Source organism: uncultured Eubacterium sp., from assembly GCF_934295145.1.
In the GTDB taxonomy this organism is placed as follows: domain Bacteria; phylum Bacillota; class Clostridia; order Lachnospirales; family Lachnospiraceae; genus Eubacterium_I.
In genome coordinates this window covers 1-19,894 of the sequence record NZ_CAKRAS010000055.1, presented here as the reverse complement: position 1 = coordinate 19,894, position 19,894 = coordinate 1, and the positions used below count along the sequence as shown (strand labels likewise).

The 19,894-nt window shown below is 42.5% G+C and carries 19 protein-coding genes; 3 read left to right on the top strand and 16 right to left on the bottom strand.

The window, feature by feature from the left end:
- From Q0I54_RS10740 to Q0I54_RS10720, 5 genes are all read right to left on the bottom strand, one after another.
- Positions 1 to 979, bottom strand: a 979-nt coding sequence (locus Q0I54_RS10740) for an SIS domain-containing protein (RefSeq protein ID WP_296118597.1), incomplete at its 3' end; no start/stop codon positions are given.
- A gap of 30 nt (positions 980 to 1,009) precedes the next feature.
- Complete coding sequence (locus tag Q0I54_RS10735; RefSeq protein WP_296118596.1) at positions 1,010 to 2,110, bottom strand: spermidine/putrescine ABC transporter substrate-binding protein; 1,101 nt, start codon at positions 2,108 to 2,110, stop codon at positions 1,010 to 1,012.
- Positions 2,107 to 2,937 (bottom strand): ABC transporter permease, encoded by an 831-nt coding sequence (locus Q0I54_RS10730; protein ID WP_296118595.1) that lies wholly within the window; start codon positions 2,935 to 2,937, stop codon positions 2,107 to 2,109. The genes Q0I54_RS10735 and Q0I54_RS10730 overlap by 4 nt, the downstream gene beginning before the upstream one ends.
- Positions 2,938 to 3,846: an ABC transporter permease gene (locus Q0I54_RS10725; RefSeq protein WP_296118594.1), complete on the bottom strand. Its 909-nt coding sequence runs from the start codon at positions 3,844 to 3,846 to the stop codon at positions 2,938 to 2,940. It abuts the gene before it with no gap.
- Between the two features lie 12 nt (positions 3,847 to 3,858).
- Complete coding sequence (locus Q0I54_RS10720) at positions 3,859 to 4,938, bottom strand: ABC transporter ATP-binding protein (RefSeq protein ID WP_296118593.1); 1,080 nt, start codon at positions 4,936 to 4,938, stop codon at positions 3,859 to 3,861.
- A 448-nt stretch (positions 4,939 to 5,386) separates the two neighbouring features.
- Between Q0I54_RS10720 and Q0I54_RS10715 the strand changes: the two genes are divergently transcribed.
- Complete coding sequence (locus tag Q0I54_RS10715; protein ID WP_296118592.1) at positions 5,387 to 6,121, top strand: GntR family transcriptional regulator; 735 nt, start codon at positions 5,387 to 5,389, stop codon at positions 6,119 to 6,121.
- The gene (locus Q0I54_RS10710) at positions 6,109 to 6,861 is read left to right on the top strand and encodes a GntR family transcriptional regulator (protein ID WP_296118591.1); all 753 of its coding nucleotides are present in this window, start codon (positions 6,109 to 6,111) and stop codon (positions 6,859 to 6,861) included. The genes Q0I54_RS10715 and Q0I54_RS10710 overlap by 13 nt, the downstream gene beginning before the upstream one ends.
- Positions 6,862 to 6,918: 57 nt before the next feature.
- On the opposite strand, the gene Q0I54_RS10705 is transcribed toward Q0I54_RS10710, so the two are convergent.
- The 11 genes from Q0I54_RS10705 to Q0I54_RS10655 all read right to left on the bottom strand — a co-directional run bounded on the left by Q0I54_RS10705 (position 6,919) and on the right by Q0I54_RS10655 (position 18,811).
- Positions 6,919 to 8,526, bottom strand: coding sequence for a hypothetical protein (locus tag Q0I54_RS10705; protein ID WP_296118590.1), 1,608 nt, complete (start codon positions 8,524 to 8,526; stop codon positions 6,919 to 6,921).
- A 10-nt stretch (positions 8,527 to 8,536) separates the two neighbouring features.
- Entirely contained in the window at positions 8,537 to 9,040 is a 504-nt protein-coding gene (greA, locus tag Q0I54_RS10700; protein ID WP_021739494.1) for a transcription elongation factor GreA, read from the bottom strand.
- 121 nt (positions 9,041 to 9,161) lie between these two features.
- Entirely contained in the window at positions 9,162 to 10,526 is a 1,365-nt protein-coding gene (locus Q0I54_RS10695) for a sodium-dependent transporter (RefSeq protein WP_296118588.1), read from the bottom strand.
- 215 nt (positions 10,527 to 10,741) lie between these two features.
- Positions 10,742 to 12,151: an oxaloacetate decarboxylase subunit alpha gene (locus Q0I54_RS10690; RefSeq protein WP_296118587.1), complete on the bottom strand. Its 1,410-nt coding sequence runs from the start codon at positions 12,149 to 12,151 to the stop codon at positions 10,742 to 10,744.
- Positions 12,152 to 12,187: 36 nt separating this feature from the next.
- Complete coding sequence (locus Q0I54_RS10685) at positions 12,188 to 13,339, bottom strand: sodium ion-translocating decarboxylase subunit beta (RefSeq protein ID WP_296118586.1); 1,152 nt, start codon at positions 13,337 to 13,339, stop codon at positions 12,188 to 12,190.
- A gap of 14 nt (positions 13,340 to 13,353) precedes the next feature.
- On the bottom strand, positions 13,354 to 13,716 hold the full coding sequence (locus tag Q0I54_RS10680; protein ID WP_296118585.1) for a biotin/lipoyl-containing protein: 363 nt from the start codon (positions 13,714 to 13,716) through the stop codon (positions 13,354 to 13,356).
- 31 nt (positions 13,717 to 13,747) lie between these two features.
- Positions 13,748 to 14,140, bottom strand: coding sequence for an OadG family protein (locus Q0I54_RS10675; protein WP_296118584.1), 393 nt, complete (start codon positions 14,138 to 14,140; stop codon positions 13,748 to 13,750).
- A gap of 20 nt (positions 14,141 to 14,160) precedes the next feature.
- Positions 14,161 to 15,531, bottom strand: a complete 1,371-nt coding sequence (locus Q0I54_RS10670; RefSeq protein ID WP_296118583.1) for a carboxyl transferase domain-containing protein — start codon at positions 15,529 to 15,531, stop codon at positions 14,161 to 14,163.
- A 290-nt stretch (positions 15,532 to 15,821) separates the two neighbouring features.
- Positions 15,822 to 16,454 (bottom strand): L(+)-tartrate dehydratase subunit beta, encoded by a 633-nt coding sequence (gene ttdB, locus Q0I54_RS10665; protein WP_044963748.1) that lies wholly within the window; start codon positions 16,452 to 16,454, stop codon positions 15,822 to 15,824.
- A gap of 120 nt (positions 16,455 to 16,574) precedes the next feature.
- A complete protein-coding gene (gene ttdA, locus Q0I54_RS10660; protein ID WP_288618108.1) occupies positions 16,575 to 17,474 on the bottom strand; it encodes a L(+)-tartrate dehydratase subunit alpha in 900 nt (299 codons plus the stop codon).
- Between the two features lie 68 nt (positions 17,475 to 17,542).
- Entirely contained in the window at positions 17,543 to 18,811 is a 1,269-nt protein-coding gene (locus Q0I54_RS10655) for an SLC13 family permease (RefSeq protein ID WP_296118581.1), read from the bottom strand.
- Between the two features lie 268 nt (positions 18,812 to 19,079).
- On the opposite strand from Q0I54_RS10655, the gene Q0I54_RS10650 reads away from it, so the two are divergent.
- Positions 19,080 to 19,894 (top strand): LysR family transcriptional regulator (locus Q0I54_RS10650; RefSeq protein ID WP_296118579.1); only part of this gene is annotated, 815 nt, incomplete at its 3' end.

Genomic DNA, 19,894 nt, shown 5'->3' with positions numbered 1-19,894 from the left:
GATAATATCTTCTGATTTCCATTGGATGGCAATTGATCTGCTCCATATGTGCATCAATACGCTGTGTTACAGCATGCGTTACCAGATGAGAGAGATTTCCACGGAACTCCTCGCTGATTCCTTTCAGCTCATAGTCTTTGGAATCAATTACTGTGTAGTTTGCGCAAACACGCGGCAGGAATTTTACTACTCTTTCACTCAGAGAACGCTGCGCATCCTCACCTACAAATACAGTAACCGGTGTATCGCGGTCTACAATTTCCAGCATTCCATGGAAAAATTCTGCACTGTGAATAGATTTTGTACGGATCCAGTGCTGCTCTTCCCAGTAACACATTGCATAAGAATATGTGGAACCATACTGATTACCTGCTCCTACAAAATAATGGATACTGTCATTGCAGTGTTTCTTTGCAAATGCCTCTCCAAATGCATCCGCTGCTTTCTCAACTTCTACCAGATCTACAGCCAGATTTTCATCCAGTTCTTTGTAATAACGATCATATTCCGGGAATTCACCTGCATTGTACATAAAACGGTCTGCAACCATAAAAAATTTCAGCTGTTCATTGCCCGGATATGCAATTTCATAATCTACCATCTGCGCCAGTTCCGTGGTTTCCACGTCAATAAATCCAAGCACCTTTGCTCCTGCTGCAGAAGCTTTTTTGACACCTTCCACCATCTCAATGGTACTTCCGGTTACAGATGAGATCACAACGATAGTACCTGCTCCTACTTTCTTATTTCCAGTTGTCAGATACTCTGCTGCATTCTCCACGAAAAAGTCAAGACCTGATTTCTCTTTCATATGAACTTCAGCCTGCAAGCAGGAGGCATAAGTGCCTCCTATGCCAAGCCAGCAGATATTTTTAAATCCATCTTTACAGATCTGGTCTACAATTTCTTCGATTTTTCCGCGTAATGCAAGTGCACCTTTTACACTGTCAATCTGTTTCTGCTCATCAAATTTCAGCATGTTATTCTGTCCTCCTATTGGGAACGCTCTTTATTCCCCAACTTTTAATTTCTGATAATAATCATTGTAAATAGTTAATGCATCTCCGACATCTTCCTGGAAAAATACATTCTCTTTATAGGAGAAATCTCTTGCCGGGTCATTTTTATATTTGTCAGAAGCTGCTGCAACTGCGGCATCATTCGGGCAGGAATATGGATACTCGTCCAGGTTCTTTGCCATTACATTTGCATCCAGGATGTAGTCAAGGAATTTATATGCCAGATCAGTATGTTTTGCTCCCTTCGGCATTACATAAAGGTCAAATCCGAGCTGTACCGGATCATCTTTGAAATCAGCAATCTTCAGTGTATTATTATCGCCCATTTCTTCCATTGCCCAGGAAGTATTACCATCATAAGTAAGTGCTACAGATGCTGTTCCGTTTGTAAGATTCTGTTCTGCATTTCCGTAAGCAACAACATTGTCATTGAATTTCTGCAGCCACTCATAAGCTTCTGCAATTTCACTCTCGTTTGTGGAGTTCGGATCATAACCAAGTGCGATCAATGCGATCGGGAACAGATTTCTTGCTCCATCAATCGTTGTAATCTGTCCTTTCAGAGCCGGGTTGATCAGATCATTGTAACTTGTGATCTCGATCGGGCAGGTTTCAGAATTATATACCACATAAATATAGTTCATCAGATATGGGATACAATAATCTCTGGACTCTTCCGGCCAGTAAGATGTATTCAGATTCTTCGTATTGGACAATTTGCTCATATCCAGTTTTTCCACATAATCTCCTGCGATCAGAGATTTCATATAAGCATCACAGGTCATGATCAGGTCATATTCCTGTCCGCCTCCCGCAGTTAATTTTGTGATTGCATCTGCATTATCACTCATGTAGGAAAGATTTACTTTGCAGTTATTTTCTTTTTCAAATGTCTGGATCAGATCATCGGAAATGTACTGCTGCCACATGTAAATATTCAGTTCATCTCCGCTTCCCCCTGCTGATGCAGACTCTGTCGGTGCACTGCCACCATCTGTCCCCTTGTTGTCTGTTGTACCACTGCTGCCACAGGCTGTCAGCCCCATCGCCAGTGCTGCCACTAAAATGGCCGAAATAAGTTTCTTTTTCATACTTTTACCTCCTTCTCAGCATTTCTTTTTCTGAGTTTCTGAATCATATTATTCAAAACCATCGCCACAACGATGACCAGAATCATAATTGTTGTCAATGCATTGACATCAGGTGTAATACCACTCTTGTTCATGGAAAGGATCAGAACCGGAAGAGTTGACTGTTTTGCACCTGCCAGCATGTTACTCATTACGACATCATCAATTGACAATGTGAATGAGAGAAATGCTGCACTCATAACACCAGGCATAATACTTGGTAATGTCACCTTCAAAAATGTCTGCACACGGTTTGCACCGAGATCCATGGATGCCTCTTCCAGACTGTCCCCGTCTCCGCTGATACGTCCCTTGATTGTTACAACTGCATAAGGAATACAGAATGTACAGTGTCCGATCAGGATTGTTCCCATGCCGAGACTTATACCTATATTCATAAAGATGATCAGCAGTGCAACTGCCATGACAATTTCCGGTACAATGATTGGAATATAAAGCATGTTGTTCACCAGCTTTTTCATCTTAAATTCATATCGTTTCAGGCCAAGCGCACCAATTGTTCCGATCAATACAGAGATTACCGTACTCAATACTGCGATGATCAATGAATACCACAGACTGTTGATCAATGCGCTGTTATGCAGTAGTTTTCCATACCACTGGGTTGTAAAACCATTCCAGTAGTAATTATACCGCTGGTCATTAAAGGAAAAGATCATCATCACTACAACCGGAAGATACAAAATAGCATATATAACAAAAGAATATACGTTTCCAAAAATCTCGAATCTCCGTTTCTTTCGCTGCACCCTGGATAATGATGCCATTTATACCACCTCCATATCTTCGATTTTTGCAAATCTTGTATAAATAAAGATCAGCAATGCCGTGATCACGATCAGCAATACCGACAATGCCGCTCCTAACGGCCAGTTTCGTATCGCTCCAAACTGATTTTTGATAATGTTACCTATGTACAGGACTTTTCCTCCGCCAAGCATATCTGACACGGTATAAATACCAAGTGTCGGAATAAACACCAGAATAATGGCAGAAAATACACCTGGGAATGTCATCGGCAGTGTCACTTTCAAAAATGTAGTTCTCGGACTTGCTCCCAGATCTGCCGAAGCCTCCAACAATGATTTGTCAAGTTTTTCGATAGAACTGTACAGTGGCAGTACCGCAAAAGGCAGCATATTGGTAATCATACCAAGAACAACCAGTCCATCTGTATAAATGAAAGTGATCGGATGATCCACAAGTCCCGTTGCCTGCAAAATATGATTTACCGGACCATTTGTCTGAAATATCAATAACCAGCTGTTTAATCGCATCAGTGAATTTGTCCAGAACGGAATCATGATCAATGTGATCAGTTTCGATGCCACTTCCCGGGGCTTCCGTGCGATAAAATAGGCAAATGGATAGCCAACCAGAAGACATAACGCTGTCGTAAACACTGCCACCTTCAATGATTTCAAAATAACCTTGAAATACGTGGCATCCAGCATTGTCTTGTAACTTTCTCCGGAGAACTGATAAACAACATCACCAAATACACCTCTGGACATAAAACTGATATATACAACAAATATCATCGGAATCGTCACAAAAAGGATCATCCACACAGACACCGGTCCTGCCATAGCGAGTGCCGGTAATGTATTTCTTTTCACATCTCTCTTTTTGTTGATGGCCTTCAAATCGCTGTTATCATCTATTTTTTTACTCATTCTGCCATCCTCCTACTTCTGTGAGACTTTGATCGGATATGCTTTTTCCGGTTTCCAGCAGATATAAATATCATCGCCTTCCTTCAGGTCACTTTCCTGCTCAAACCTGGAGAATTTAATCTCACTCTCATCTTTCATGGTGATCATTGCCTTTACGACAGTTCCCATATAGATAAATTCACGGACAGTTCCGCTAAGTTCAAATCCTTCTACCGGTTTCTTTGCATATTCCACATATTCCGGACGAACGGAAACATGGATTTCCTCATTCACAGAAAAGCTCTCTTCTTCCTCAGCCACCTGCATCATACCGGCTGAAGTCTCCACTGTCAGGATTTTTCCTTCTTTTTTCCGGACTACACCGTCGAACAAATTAGTTTCTCCGATAAATCCGGCTACAAATTTTGTCTTCGGTTTGTTATAAATTTCCATCGGAGTAGCCAGCTGTTCCAGAACACCGCCATTCATTACAGCAATTCTGTCACTCATAGTAAGTGCTTCTTCCTGGTCATGGGTAACATACACAAATGTGATACCCAGCTTTTTCTGCAGACGTTTCAGTTCTATCTGCATCTGTTTTCTCAGTTTCAGATCCAGTGCTCCCAGCGGTTCATCCAGAAGCAGGACTTTCGGTCTGTTCACAAGTGCTCTTGCAATGGCTACACGCTGTTTCTGTCCGCCGGAAAGTTCGTCTGGTTTTCTCTTTTCATATCCTTTCAGCTGTACCAGTTCAATCATTTCCGTAACTCGCTGCTTTATCTCATCTTTTGGAACTTTCTTGATCATCAGTCCATATGCCACATTGTCAAAAACTGTCATGTGCGGAAACAGAGCGTAATTCTGGAATACCGTATTGACATCTCTCTCAAATGGCTCCTTGTCTTCCACACGTTCTCCCTGTACTTTAATAATTCCGGATGATGCATCTTCAAATCCTGCAATCATACGAAGTGTCGTGGTCTTTCCACATCCGGATGGACCAAGCATTGTCAAAAATTCCCCCGGATATACTTCCATATTCATTTTTTTCACAACCAGATTTGAACCAAATCTCTTTTCCACATCAATTAATGATACTATCGCATCTCCCATACTTCTTTTTCACCTCATTGTCTTGTTTTTTTACAAAAGGCAGCTAATTGAAACTCTAATTGCCTCCTTTAGCTGCCTTTTCTGTTAAATTCTTTTTTGTAACCACTTGGTAGCTTTACTATACCATATTTTATAAAATAATCAACATGTTTTTTCTCACAATTTTAAATTTTGTGAATAATATTCGTAAATTTTTTAACAATCCTGTGTTTTTCACAATTACTATTTGTATTTATATCTATTCTCATGCATTTTCTGGTATATTTGCACAATCAACTGGTTTTAACCACTAGTACATTTTTTTATACCAATTATATTTGACGAACGGATTGCATCTGTTATATGATAGAAATAAACAAAGATGTTGGAGACAAAAGATGTTCTATGATAATCTTTTCATTTCGTTATTTTTAAAATTGGAAGTAAAAGGAGCGTATTTTTAGAATTTATGAGAAAGAATTTACTGACAATGGATGTCATTCTTGCAAAAGAGATCATATACATGTTGAAAAATGAAGGCTATCGCCCCGGAGACCGGCTTCCTTCTGAGCGATTTCTTGCGGAGCATTTTCATGTGCAGCGGCCTACTATCCGAAATGCCCTGGCACAGCTTGTGCGTGAGCATTACCTTTTTTCCCGGGAGCGGCTTGGATATTTTGTTGCTCCGGAGAGAATCAAAATATCTACTCACACCTGTACCGGCAATTTTGATCCCGGAGAAAGACGTCCGAACATTCGCTGGCAGCCCTATTCTTTTGAAGAGGTTCTGGTAGATAAACGTCTCTCCGGTAAAATGCTGATTCCGGAACAAACACCCGTTTATAAAATTCTTTTCATTTATTATGAAAACGACACCCCGCTGTGCCTGGATTATTCTTATACTCCAATCGACATCTATCCTGGTCTGACTGCTGAAATTCTGGGTTCACGCCCAATATTGAATGTATTGCAGACAGATCTTCAGATACCGATTTTAAAATCCAATCAGCGTGTCACACTCATTTACACAAATGAGGAAGAATCCAGTCTGCTCCACACTTCTCCGGGCAGTCCCATGATGAAATATAAAGGTCTGGTATACGACGACACCGGCAGACTGATTCATTTTTTTGAAGACATCATGAAAATAGATGATTTTGCATTTATCAGAGATGCGGAAATGGAGGAATCATGGAACAATTAAATCATGTAGCAGCACAGGTGCGCGATATTATTGTAAGCAGGATTGAAAGCCATGAATATCTTCCCGGAGAAATGATCCCAAGCGAACGAGTCCTTGCAGAAATGTATGGCGTAAGCCGACCTACCATCCGCACAGCCATCGATGAACTGGTGAATGAGCATTATCTCGTGCGCCGGCAGGGAAAAGGTACCTTTGTCAAGAAACCGGAATATAACAAAGTCGCTTTCGGTGTATTAAATGAATCCGAAAATGCCAGTTTCACTTCCCTTGTCCGCAATTTTGGAATCGAGATATCCAACAAATTACTGTGCACCGGCACCATCCAGGGGCGTTATTATTATGCTGATAAACTTGGTCTTGCATTTGAAGAACCAATTTATGGAATCCACCGTATCCGCCAGGGCAACAAAGAGCCACTGGCCATTGAGTACACTTACGTTCCCTTGAAATTTTTCCCGGATATCGATAATTATAACTTTGAACAGATTTCTCTGTATGACTACATGTCCACCAGAGATCACCTGCCCGTTGTTTTCCAGGAATCTCTGACCATGGTAGAAGCCGGAGATAAAATCCGTTCCTATCTGCATCTGGAAGATGAAACAATTGTCAATCACCTGGAACTGATTGGCTATGACCGACACGGTAACCTTGTAGAATATACAGAAAGTTATTCCCGCCCAGACAAACTGGAAGTACGATTTGTATCAAATAATACAGCTCAGAAACGCTGTCTGTAAAAAAATAAGTCGAGCGCACATGAATTTTGTGCGTTCGACTTATTTTCTTTATTCACTTTACCAGGTAGTTTTATGTTCATCAACAACCTGCAGAGTTTCCGGATCAACAAGGTAAAAATCTACCAGTTCCGTACTGTAGCTTCCACCCGGATAAAATTTTTCCAGTACGATTTCTGTACAGGTTTTTCCTTCATCGTTTGTTTTTTCTCCATTATAATTAATGTATAAACGATATTCCACATCCACCATGCGGGTTCCTGCCTGCTCCTGACCGGCACTGATAAGTCCGTAGGTTTCTCCCTTTGCATTTGCATCGAAGCTCAATTCTGCGTCTGTAAACTGTCCTTCGGTTTGCAAATACTCAAACACTGCTGTTATCTCGTTTTTAAGCTGCTGATACTGTTCAAGTTCACTCGAATAAGAGTCAGAATCAGAAGTGCCGTTATCTGTTGCGGATTCTCCGGCAGTTTCATCTGACGCGCTATTGGATGCGCCATTTGTTGAATTGTCTGTTATATCCTGATTGGAAGCAGATGAATCAGTACTATCCTCTGACCAGTTTGAATCTGCTGACGGCAGCCAGTTATTTATTCTTTGCATAACAAATGGATTATTTGTACGATACAGTGTCGTTGTGACGTTATATCCGCTATTAGAATACACCTTCAGATAGATATACTTTTCATCCTGCGATATCACTTCTTCCTTCCAATCCAGTCCCAAATAGATTCTGACACTGTTTTCCGCCATGCAAAGCAGAAAAATTGCGCATATAATAACAAAGCAGACCTTGTTAACAGAGCTTCTTCTCGAGAATGTTTCATTGCCAAACAGTCGGATATTCAGCCAGATGGTCAGAACCACCAGTCCAAGGAATGTCACCAGGATGGAGATCGTTGCAAACATATAACGAAGCACATACCCGCTGTCTGTATTGATTCCAAGTGCTGCTGCATAAAACAAAATGCAATAAGCAAGGAAAATGCTGATACAGCCAATACGAAGCGGATGCTCTTTTTTCACCACAACACTCTGCTTCATGACTTCTGTTAAAGTTTCTGCATCTCTGTGATCCACGCATTCTCCGACAATATCAATCGACGGAAAACCTTTTGACCTAACTTCTATGCCTTTATAACAAATGAATGTTTCCTGAATCTTCTCTTCATCATCAATGGCAAGCGCAATAATCAGCCGCAGCAGCCAGATCTGTTTTAACTGATCTGCCTTACATTTTTCCATAACGATTTGTTCCAGAGCCTGTTCCGCCAGTTCGTATTTTCGCTGACAAACATCTGCCTGTGCGCATATCACCAGATATAAGTTACCGAGCACAGCATTCTTTCTTCCATGTCTGTGATAAAAATACAGCGCATAATCGTGTTTTTCATCCAATGACATTTTTCGTGTCTGTTTTCTGCTAAACGCATTTAACCCCAGGCGAAGTCCAAACGCCAGAATAACCATTGCCGCTCCATAGCCCCACAATGTCTGCGTAACAAAAGCATGTGTGACGAACAGAAAATACCCTAATAATCCATACAGAGCAAATATAAGTGCCACACCAACACCAAGTTTTATAAAATAATTCCTTGCCCGCCTTTTTGCCACAGGATTCCAGGGGTATTCATTTTTTTGAAACTGGTCAATATTATATATATTCATAAATGCTCCATTAGAATTTTCTGAGTCCAATACTTCCGTCATCTTCGGTGTTTTCAATGGCACGGATTTCTACATAATAACCGGCATTTGCATTGATCTCCACGTAGACACGGTCTCCGACTTTATGACCAAGAATGGCTTTTCCGATTGGAGATTCTGTAGAAATCCAGCCTTTCAGTGAGTTTCCACGCACGGTTGTCACCAGTGTATACACTTCTTCTTCGTCATCATCTTCAAAATACAAAGTAACTTTATTGTTAATTCCAACTTCATCGGATTTTGACTCATCGGATACAACTACCGCTGTTTTGATCATGCGCTCCAGATAACGGATCCGGCTTTCGTTGGCATTTTTATCTTTTTTTGCTGCGTGGTACTCAAAATTTTCACTGAGATCGCCATGGGCTCTTGCCTCTTTTACAGCTTCCAGTGCTTCTTTACGAACCACCAGCTTTCGGTATTCGATTTCCTCTTTCATTCGTTCAATATCTTTTTCTGTCACTTCATCATGCATAATCTCGATACCTTCTTTCCAAAAGTGAAGCGGGCACTCACGTTCCGCTCTCGCTACTTCTCTCTGACGCAGTTACTTTACAGCCTGGATTTGACTTGAATCTATCGCCTATTTTGATGGATTACATTGTAAAGAATCCGAACTGTGCCAGTGAATAAGTGATCAGGATGATCACCAGCATTACCGGTGCAATATATTTTATCATCACATTGTACAGTTTTTCACGATTCATTTTTTCACCATTTCGTTTTACTTCATCTGTAACAGTCTTTGCTCCTGCCGCCCATCCGATCAGAATGCAGGTGCACAGTGCTACGATCGGCATCAGTACACTATTGCTGATATAATCAAAGAAAGTCAAAAAGTCCATCCCCAGAATCTTGATATGTGCCCATGCACCATTGCCCAGAGATGATGGAATTCCCATTATAATACTGATAATGATGCAGATCACAACGCTTTTCTTACGGCTGATACCGAATCGATCCATAAAGGAAGATACGATAGCTTCCATAATGGAAATGGAGCTGGTCAATGCAGCCAGGAATACAAGCACAAAGAACAAAATTCCGATGATCATGCCGCCTCTCATCTGCTCAAATACTTTCGGAAGCGTTACAAACATCAATCCTGCTCCGCTTGCTTTTGTTCCTGCCTCACCGCTGAATACATAAACTGCCGGAACGACCATAAATCCGGCCAGCAGAGCAACGACCGTATCAAAAATCTCAATCTGATTTACAGATTTTGTCAGGCTTGTCTCATTTTTCGTATAAGAACCATAAGTGACCATGATTCCCATGGCCAGACTCATGGAATAGAACATCTGTCCCATGGCAGCACACACTGTTTTCAGTGAAAACTTGGAAAAATCCGGTAACAGATAATATTGGATACCGGCACTTGCTCCCGGCAGCGTGAAAATATAAATGGAAATGATCACAGAAATAATCAGCAATAACGGCATCAGGAATTTACTGATTTTTTCAATTCCTTTGTTGACACCAAGCAGGATAACTGCTGCGGTCAGCCCCAGATAAATTGCAAAATAAACCATCGGTGAGATTGAATTTCCGACAAAATTTCCAAAAAAACTATCTGCTGCTGCATCCAAACCATGTCCGGACACAAATGTTACCATGTATTTGACAACCCAGCCGCCAATCACACAATAATACGGCAGAATGATCACCGGAACGATCGGTGCCAGCACACCTAAAAACCCAAATTTTTTATTGATGGCTTTGTATGCAGTACCCGGACTCTGCTTTGTCTTGCGTCCGATAGCAATCTCGGTAGTCATCAATGTGAAACCAAATGTCAGTGCCAGAATGATATATACCAGAATAAAAATACCTCCGCCATACTGCGCGGCAAGGTAAGGAAAACGCCACAGATTACCAAGTCCCACTGCGCTTCCTGCAGCTGCAAGCACAAAACCGATTCCGCCAGAGAAACTACTGCGCTCCTTTTTGTTATGTTCCATATTAAATCCTCTTTCTCTCATTATTTCTTCTGTTCCGATTTTTTATCGGCGTACTTTTTATTATATCATTGGTACTCATATATTTCAATAAATATACTGTTCAAAAATATTGCAGAACATACAAAAGTGGTGCAGAAAACGCAGAATCCTGTCATGACAGGATTCTGCGTTTTCTTTCAAATATTAAATTTTTAAAGCCAAAGAAGAATTATTTTTTAAACCGGATAAGCCCCATTTTCGTGATCAGCTGCTTCCGGATCTACCTTTGTCTGCTGTGCCTCACGATATTTGAAGAAATCCAGCGCCTGCTGCGGGAAGAGTGCATAAGAAAGTACATCCTCGTCCTGCTGTTTCCAGCGTGACATTTCATTCTCAATCTTGGCAAGTTCCGGCTCGATCAGATCTGCCGGACGACAAGTAATTGCCTTATCTTTATCCGCGCCGAGAACTTTTTCCACTACTTCAGGATTGAATGGTTTTACTGTCTGACCATACTCACCAAGTAAAATGCTCTTGGTTTCTTTGGTAGCAACTTTATAACGCTCACCCATCAGAACATTTAATACAGCCTGTGTACCTACAATCTGGCTGGAAGGTGTTACGAGAGGCGGCTCACCAAGGTCTTTTCTTACACGCGGGATTTCTTTTAATACTTCCTCGTATTTATCCTCAGCATTCTGCTCTTTCAGCTGTGAAATCATGTTGGAAAGCATTCCGCCCGGAACCTGATAACGTAAAGTATTGATATTTACGCCCAGTACCTTCGGATTTAACAGACCGCTTGCCATTGCTTCCTCACGGATTGTGCTGAAGTACTCATTGATTTCAGCAAGAATATCCTGATTCAGACCGGTATCATACGGTGTACCTTTGAATGTCTCGACCATAACCTCTGTAGCCGGCTGGGATGTGCCCAGTGCCAGTGGTGAAATTGCAGTATCAATGATATCGCATCCGGCTTCTACCGCTTTCAGACAACTCATGGAAGCCACACCACTTGTATAGTGGGTATGAAGTTCGATTGGGAGGCTTACATTTTCTTTTAATGCTTTTACAAGACGCTCTGCCTCATATGGAACCAGAAGACCTGCCATATCTTTGATACAGATGGAATCTGCGCCCATATCCTCAATACGTTTTGCAGTATCTACCCAATAATCCAGCGTATATGCCTCACCTAATGTATAGGAAAGTGCGATCTGGGAATGACCTTTTTCCTTTTTGCAGGCATCTACAGCTGTCTTTAAGTTTCTCAGATCATTTAAACAGTCAAAAATACGAATGATATCGATTCCGTTTGCAATGGATTTCTGTACAAAATATTCTACTACATCGTCTGCATAATGACGGTATCCTAAAATATTCTGTCCACGGAACAGCATCTGCAGTTTTGTATTCTTGAAACCGTCACGGAATTTTCTGAGACGCTCCCACGGATCTTCTTTCAGAAAACGCAGGGATGCATCGAAAGTTGCACCGCCCCAGCATTCTACTGCATGATAGCCGACTTTATCCATTTTATCGATGATCGGAAGCATCTGCTCTGTGGTCAGTCTGGTGGCCATCAGAGACTGATGCGCATCACGCAGAACAGTTTCTGTTATTTTCAATGGTTTTTTCTCCATGATAAATTATCTCCTTTTTTATAATCATTGCCTTTGTTATACTCCAAAGATCGCCATGAATACTCCGGCTGCGATCGCAGTTCCGATAACTCCGGCAACATTTGGTCCCATGGCATGCATCAGCAGGAAGTTGGTCGGATCTTCTTCTGCACCGACTTTCTGGGATACACGGGCTGCCATCGGAACAGCGGATACACCGGCAGAACCGATCAGCGGGTTGATCTTTCCTTTTGTTACAACGCACAGGATCTTACCAAAGATAACACCTGCTGCGGTACCAAATGCAAAGGCTACCAGACCAAGTACTACGATCTGAAGTGTTGTCACTTTCAGGAATGCTTCTGCACTTGTAGATGCTCCGACGGATGTACCAAGCAGGATAACTACAATGTACATCAGCGCATTGGATGCGGTCTCAGACAGCTGTTTTACTACGCCACACTCACGGAATAAGTTACCAAGCATCAGCATACCTACCAATGGAGCGGTAGTCGGCAGAACCAGACACACAATGATGGTAACAATGATTGGGAAAAGGATTGCTTCCAGTTTGGAAACTTCACGAAGCTGTCCCATACGAATAGAACGCTCTTTTTTGGTTGTTAAAAGTTTCATGATCGGCGGCTGGATGATCGGTACTAATGACATATAGGAATACGCCGCCACGGCGATCGGTCCCATTAAATCATTTTGATGTAGTTTTCCGGCCAGGAAGATAGACGTCGGTCCATCTGCTCCACCGATGATGGATACTGCAGCTGCGGCTGCATCGGAAAATCCGAATACGATAGCCAGCAGATATGCGGCAAAAATACCGAACTGTGCGGCTGCTCCCAAAAGGAAACTGATCGGGTTTGCGATCAGCGGACGGAAATCCGTCAGTGCGCCGACACCAAGGAAAATCAGGGACGGAAGGATAGACCACTCATCCAGTTTGAAGAAGTAGTGCAACAAACCTCCGACACCGTTGCTTGCATCATCCGGGGAAATCATGATATCCGGATATATATTTACCAGAAGCATACCAAACGCGATCGGTACCAGCAGTAACGGTTCATATCCCTTTTTAATTGCTAAATATAAGAACACACAGGCAACGGCGATCATCAGATAGTTTCCCCAGGTCAGATTGAAGAACGCGGTCTGATGCACGAGATTGCCCAATGTCTCTGCTATATTACCTGACATGTCTACCTCCTGTCTTATGCGTTCATGGTAGCAAGTACTGCTCCTGATTCTACTGTCTCACCTTTTGTTACATCCACGCTGGCAACTGTGCCGTCCTGCGGTGCAACAACCGGTGTCTCCATTTTCATAATCTCAAGTACAACGACAGGATCACCTTTCTTTACGGCTGCGCCCGGTGCTGCTACAACGTCAACAACTTTACCAGCCGCGCCTGCTGTGATGGCAATGCTTCCTGCTGCGCCTGTAGCTGCCGGTTTTGCTGCCGGAGCCGGTGCTGCTGCTCTCGGAGCCGGTGCTGCTGCCGGAGCGCCATTTGTATTTTCTTCTACGGTTACATCATATACGTTTCCATTTACGGTAATTGTATAATTTTTCATTTTTCTATTCTCCTTAAACAAAATGGTGTAATTAGCGTCTCTTGATCGTACGGACTCTGAAACTGTCTACCGGTACATTCTCACTTGCTGCAATTGCGGCTGCGATAACAGCCACCAGCTCCAGATCATCCGTTTCCTGTACAGGAGCTGCAACAACTGGTGCTGACTTTGGTGCCTCTGCTGCCGGTTCTGCTTTTTTGGCAAATTTTTTCTGGATCACAGGAATAATCTTGAAACAATAAATGATCAGCGCAATTGCAATCAGCATAACGAATACCGTTCCCATACCAAGGACTGTATTCTGTAATGCATTTGCCAGCCGGGCTTTTCTGTCTGCTGCCTGCGCAAATACGGTCATCCCCGGAAGCTGTAAAGCCAGAAGTCCGAGACTGCCTGCCGCAATCCCTTTGATATTCTTTTTCATCTTCACTATCTTCCTTTCTTTTACAGCATGGAAAATGCCATGATCAGATGTTTTCTTGTCTGTGCCGGAGCGATGACTGCATCCACACTGCCTCTTGCTGCTGCGGAAGTTACGGCATTTTGTTTTCCTTCATAAGCAGCTGCCTGCTTTTCAGTTGCTTTGTCTCCTTCAGCTGCAAATAAGATATTTGCTGCTTTCTCAGCTTCCATCATACCTACTTTTGCATCGTCCCATGCAAATACCATATCGGCATCGCTGATACTTCTTGCGCCCATTGCCACATAAGCACTTCCGTAAGTATCTCCCATGATCAGGTTTACTTTGCTGTTGAAACCACCATCATGATAAGCTTTTACCAGTTTTGCGATAGCCTGCGGAAGACCTTTTTCTGTCTGCTCTACTGCTGCAAATCCATCTGCTGCTGTCACAGTCAGAAGCGGAATCTCGCAATCGTTACAAAATGCAACGAAAGCTGCTGCTTTCTCACATCCGTCTACGGTAAGGCCGTCAGCCAGATCTGTCATCTTCTCACCTTTTTCATCATAAAGTGCATCGGCATTTGCCACTGCACCAACTAAAATTCCATTTAATGTAAGGAATCCTGTCACCATCTCCGGTGCATAATCCGGGCGGATCTCCAGGAATTTATCGTCTGCACACTCACCTAACAGTGCACGGGCGTCTTTCATGGCACATGTTTTTTCAGAAATATAACGGTTCAGATCATCTTCACCGCAGCGTCCGTATTCCTCATCAATGAGCATTACTACCAGCTCACGGATTTTTGTCAGAACAGCATCCTCATTCTCCAGTACTTCTGCCTGTCCGGAAACTGCTGCCTGATATTTTGCAGAATCAAACTCACGGGAAAGCTTTTTATTATCCTGAATGGTATGCGGTGCATTCACATACATCTGTGCTTCTTTTGTCATAAATGCAAAATCACTCATGGCCGGGATCAATGTCATACCACCTGCACAGTTACCCATTACTGCGCTGATCTGAAGTACACTGTCCGCATACTCAGCCTGCTTTGCAAGGACACATCCAAAGCTGTCCAGTGCATCTACAGACTCCTGCAGACGGAAACCGCCGCAATCTAACAGTCCGATCACCGGAGCTGCTGCCTTATCAGCCATATCATATAATTTTGCAATTTTCTTTGCGTGCATCTCGCCCATGGTTCCATTCAGCACATCACGGTTCTGACTATATACATACACCGGATTGCCCTCGATCTGTCCGTATCCTGTGATAACACCATCGGATGGTGCAGACTGGTCATTTACGGTAAAATCTGTTGTGCGGGCGGAAACTAATGCGCCAACCTCTACGAAACTACCTTCATCTAACAGACGGTTGATTCGCTCTAACGCTAAACATTCTGCCATATTGCCTCATACCTCCTTGAGATTGTTATTTTATTAACATACCAGATTCATTTTACTTCATTTTCTACAAAAATTCAAGAAAAATGTTCCTGTTTGTCTATCCATTTTTTTGCATTTCCTTGGCATATTCACTTGTATTCTATGCAAAGTATACAAAAGCATAATCCTCAACACGGAAATACGCACCATGCCTGCTATACATGGTGCGCATCCTGTAATTCTATGGAGTACTCAGTTTTGCAACCGAATGGATCTGCTCAGCATAAGCTATCTTTTATATAACATAATTTTTATTTGATGAATTTTACTTCCGGATAAATTTTCTGCTTTGCAGCTTCTTTTCTTTCATTATAAATGACTTTCTGTTCCTCGAATAAATTGCGTCCGTTTGCATCGATGGATACGATCAGCGGACCAAACTCTTTGACCTTACAGCACCAGAGTGTCTCCGGCATTCCAAGCTCATCCCAGTGATGCTCCGCAATATACTGCACTTCGGTAGCAGCTACAACAGCGCAGCCTGCCGGAAATACACAATGGATGGCTCCGAAATCTTTACATGCACGCTCAGTATTTGGTCCCATGCCACCTTTGCCGACAATCACGCGGACACCGGTCTGCTCTGTAAATTCGTACTCGAATTTTTCCATACGCATGGAAGTAGTCGGTCCAACGGATACCATCTCATAATCATCCTCAGTTCCTTCGATTTTTCTTACGATCGGTCCTGCATGGAAAATTGCTTTATTTCTGATGTCATATGGAAGCTCTCTGCCATATTCCACCAGTCTGCGGTGTGCCACGTCACGACAAGTCATCAGATCGCCGTCCAGCCATACAATGTCACCGATTTTAATATCTGCCAGATCCTCCTTGCTTACAGGAGTAACCAATACTTTTTTATCGCCTCTGATTTCAATCATCTTTTTATTCTCCTTGTTTTTTCACGAAATATTATCACGATACAATCACACATATTTACATTCTGAATCTATTGCATATTCGTTCTATCCAATCTCAGAAGTCCCGATCATTTACAGATTCTACTCAAATTTCCAGGTAGAATGTGTATCACAGACTACGTTCAGATCTTTGTCGATCACAATGTGACCACGACGGTGTGACCAGCATCCTACGTTTACAGCAACGCCGATAGTAGACGGATGACGTGCTGTATTCTCAATATTTACACCCATGACAGAATATTTTCCGCCCATACCCTGCGGTCCAAGGCCAATAGCATTGATTCCGTCCTCTAAAAGCTGCTCCATTTTTGCTGCATTTGCATTGTCATTGTGGGAACCAATCGGTCTCATCAGCGCCTTTTTAGAATTTAATGCTGCAGTCTCTACGGAAGTTCCAACACCGACACCAACTAGAAGCGGCGGGCAGGCATTTAATCCATATGTAGTCATCTGATCCAGTACAAAATCGGTAATTCCTTCATACCCAGCACCCGGCATCAGTACCATTGCTTTACCCGGAAGAGTACATCCGCCACCTGCCATGTAAGCATAAATCTCACACTGATCACTATTTGGAACGATATCCCACCAAACGGTCGGTGTTCCTTTTCCGACATTTTTCTTTGTGTTGTACTCGTCAAATGTCTGTACAGAATTGTGACGGAGTGGTGTCGCGAAGGTCGCCTGCACAACCGCATCTGTCAACAAATCTTCCAGCTCGTTGATGTATGGGAAGTTTGTTCCACATTTAAGCCAGAACTGAAGAACACCGGTATCCTGACAGCTCGGACGGTCAAGTTCTACTGCCAGTCCCTGATTTTTTGTCATGGTTTCATATAATACTTTTGGCAGTGCCGCATCTTCTTTGGATCCAAGTTCCTCTAATTTTGCCACAACATCATCCGGCAGTTTTTTTCCGATATGTCCGACAAAATCAGCCACCATGTCTGTTAATCTCTTGATTTCTTTTTCTTTCATTGAATCGCACCTCCAGCAATTTTTACTTTAAACTTTAATACTAACTTCGCCGCTTATGTAGCAGCTTTTTAATGATAAAATGGGAATAAAATTGGTAACAAAATCATACATAACGCAAAGGATACAAGGATCAGCGGCAGTCCTGATTTCACGTAATCTTTAAAGCTATAACCACCAAGTCCGACTACCATTGTATTTGCAGGCATTCCGATCGGTGTTGCATAAGCACAGGATCCTGCAATAACCGTTGCGATAACCACTGCTCTCGGATCTGCCCCAAGGATATCTGACATAGATACCGCAATTGGAACCATCAGCGCTGTGGTTGCTGTGTTTGACATAAAGTTTGTCAGAACACAGGACACTACAAAAATGACAAACAATAACATCATCGGGCTTGGATTTTTTCCAAGGAATCCTACGATCGTGTCCGCGATCATGGTTCCGGCGCCTGAGGTATCCAGTGCATTGGCAAGCGCCAGGGAACCACCGAAGAGGAGAACTACTTTTAAATCTATAGATTTCAGTGCAGCGCTTCCGGAAATAACGCCGGTTAGTACAACTACACAGGCTCCGATACAGGCAGATACCTGAATTGGAATACCAATCTGTTTTTCAAAGATCATCGCCAGGATAACTGCGATCAGTACCACTAAGGATGTGATCTGTTTCCACTTTGGTACATTACTGAAATCCGTTTTTGTCTCTGTCACTTCTGCCACATTTTTTGCAGAAGTATTCGGAAGCAGGCGGTATCCAATAAAGACGAAATAAATAATCCCTGCCAGAAGCATTGGAATTCCAATCGGTGCATACATGAAAAATGCGGTTTCTTCCCCAAGATTCTGCAGGGCATCCACACCCATCAGATTTCCCGGTGCTCCGATAATGGAGATATTTCCGCCAAGTGCTGCCGCAAACACCAGTGGCATAAGCAGGCGGCTTCTGGAATATCCGGATTCATCTGCGATTCCACAGACAACCGGAATCAACACTGCTGCAGTTCCTGTATTTGACAGGAACCCTGACATCACACCTACGATCACCATAATGGCAACCATCAGAATTTTTTCATTTTTTGCAAATTTAGTAACCACTCCACCGATTTTGTTTGCCATACCGGTTTCAAAAAGTGCCTGTCCTACTACAAACATTCCCACACACAAAATCACGTTACTGTTTACATATCCGCTAAATGTCTGTGAAGTGTCCAGAACCCCGGTCACATTTAATCCAATTGCTACGATGGTGGCGGTAAGTCCCAGTGGAATCTTTTCTAATATAAAGCTGACAATCGCAAATATCAGAAACAAAATTGTTATTGTCGATGCTGACATGTTTCACCCTCCCTGTTTGAAAAGAATTGTAAGTCGGCCGATCTCTTCATTTGATATTTGTATTGTAATTCAAACATATTCATTTGTCCATTTAATGAATTTTAACTTGCCATAAATAAAATTTATAGTATACTTTACTTTAAAAGATGTTATTGAATTTCTCTGATCATTAATCAGAAGCAAAATCGCATTCAGCGAAAAAGAAGCATTTTTGACAGTTTTTAATTTATGACAAAAGATAATTTTAAAGAAAGGCGGGAGATTTTTTATGACATTAAATCAGCTGAAGTATTTTTGTGAGACATGCCGTTGCCACAGTATCACCGCTGCCGCAAATCAGCTTTTTGTAACGCAGCCTGCCATTTCCCTGGCCATCCGGGAACTGGAAGCTGAATTTGGTATCACACTGTTTACCAGGTTTAACAACCGGCTCACTCTGACAGAAGACGGCGCACTGTTTTATAAGAAAGCTGACTACATTCTGCAGTACTGCAAAGATATGCAGTTTGAATTGAACGGCAGCCGGATTCAGCAAAATCCGATCCATGTGGGCATTCCGCCGGTACTTAGCAGTTTTTTCTTTCCGGGACTCATTGATGCTTACCGTTCCAAATATCCGGATACTTTGATTTCCTTAGAAGAATATGGTTCTGCGCGCGCCTGTGATCTGGTTCAGGAAGATAAACTGGATCTGGCTCTTGTCAACATGGAAATGTACAATATTGATCAGTTGGACAGCCATGTGCTCATTCATGACCAGCTTGTGTTCTGCGTATCCCCGGAGCATCCACTTGCTGATCATACTTCCATAAAAGCTGCTGATCTGGATCAACAGAATGTCATTTTATTTAACAAGGATTCCGTGCAAAATGCTATTTTGCGCACTCGCTTCGATTCCGGAAATGTACATCCGAATATTATCATGCAAGGGAATCAGCTCTATACCATGATTAATTTTATGCGTTCCGGAACCGTAGGTTGCTTTCTCTATAGCTGCATCACAGCAGGTTTACCAAAATACAAAGCAATTCCCATGGAACCGCCTTTGAAAACAGATATTGGTATTGTATGGAAAAAAGGGCG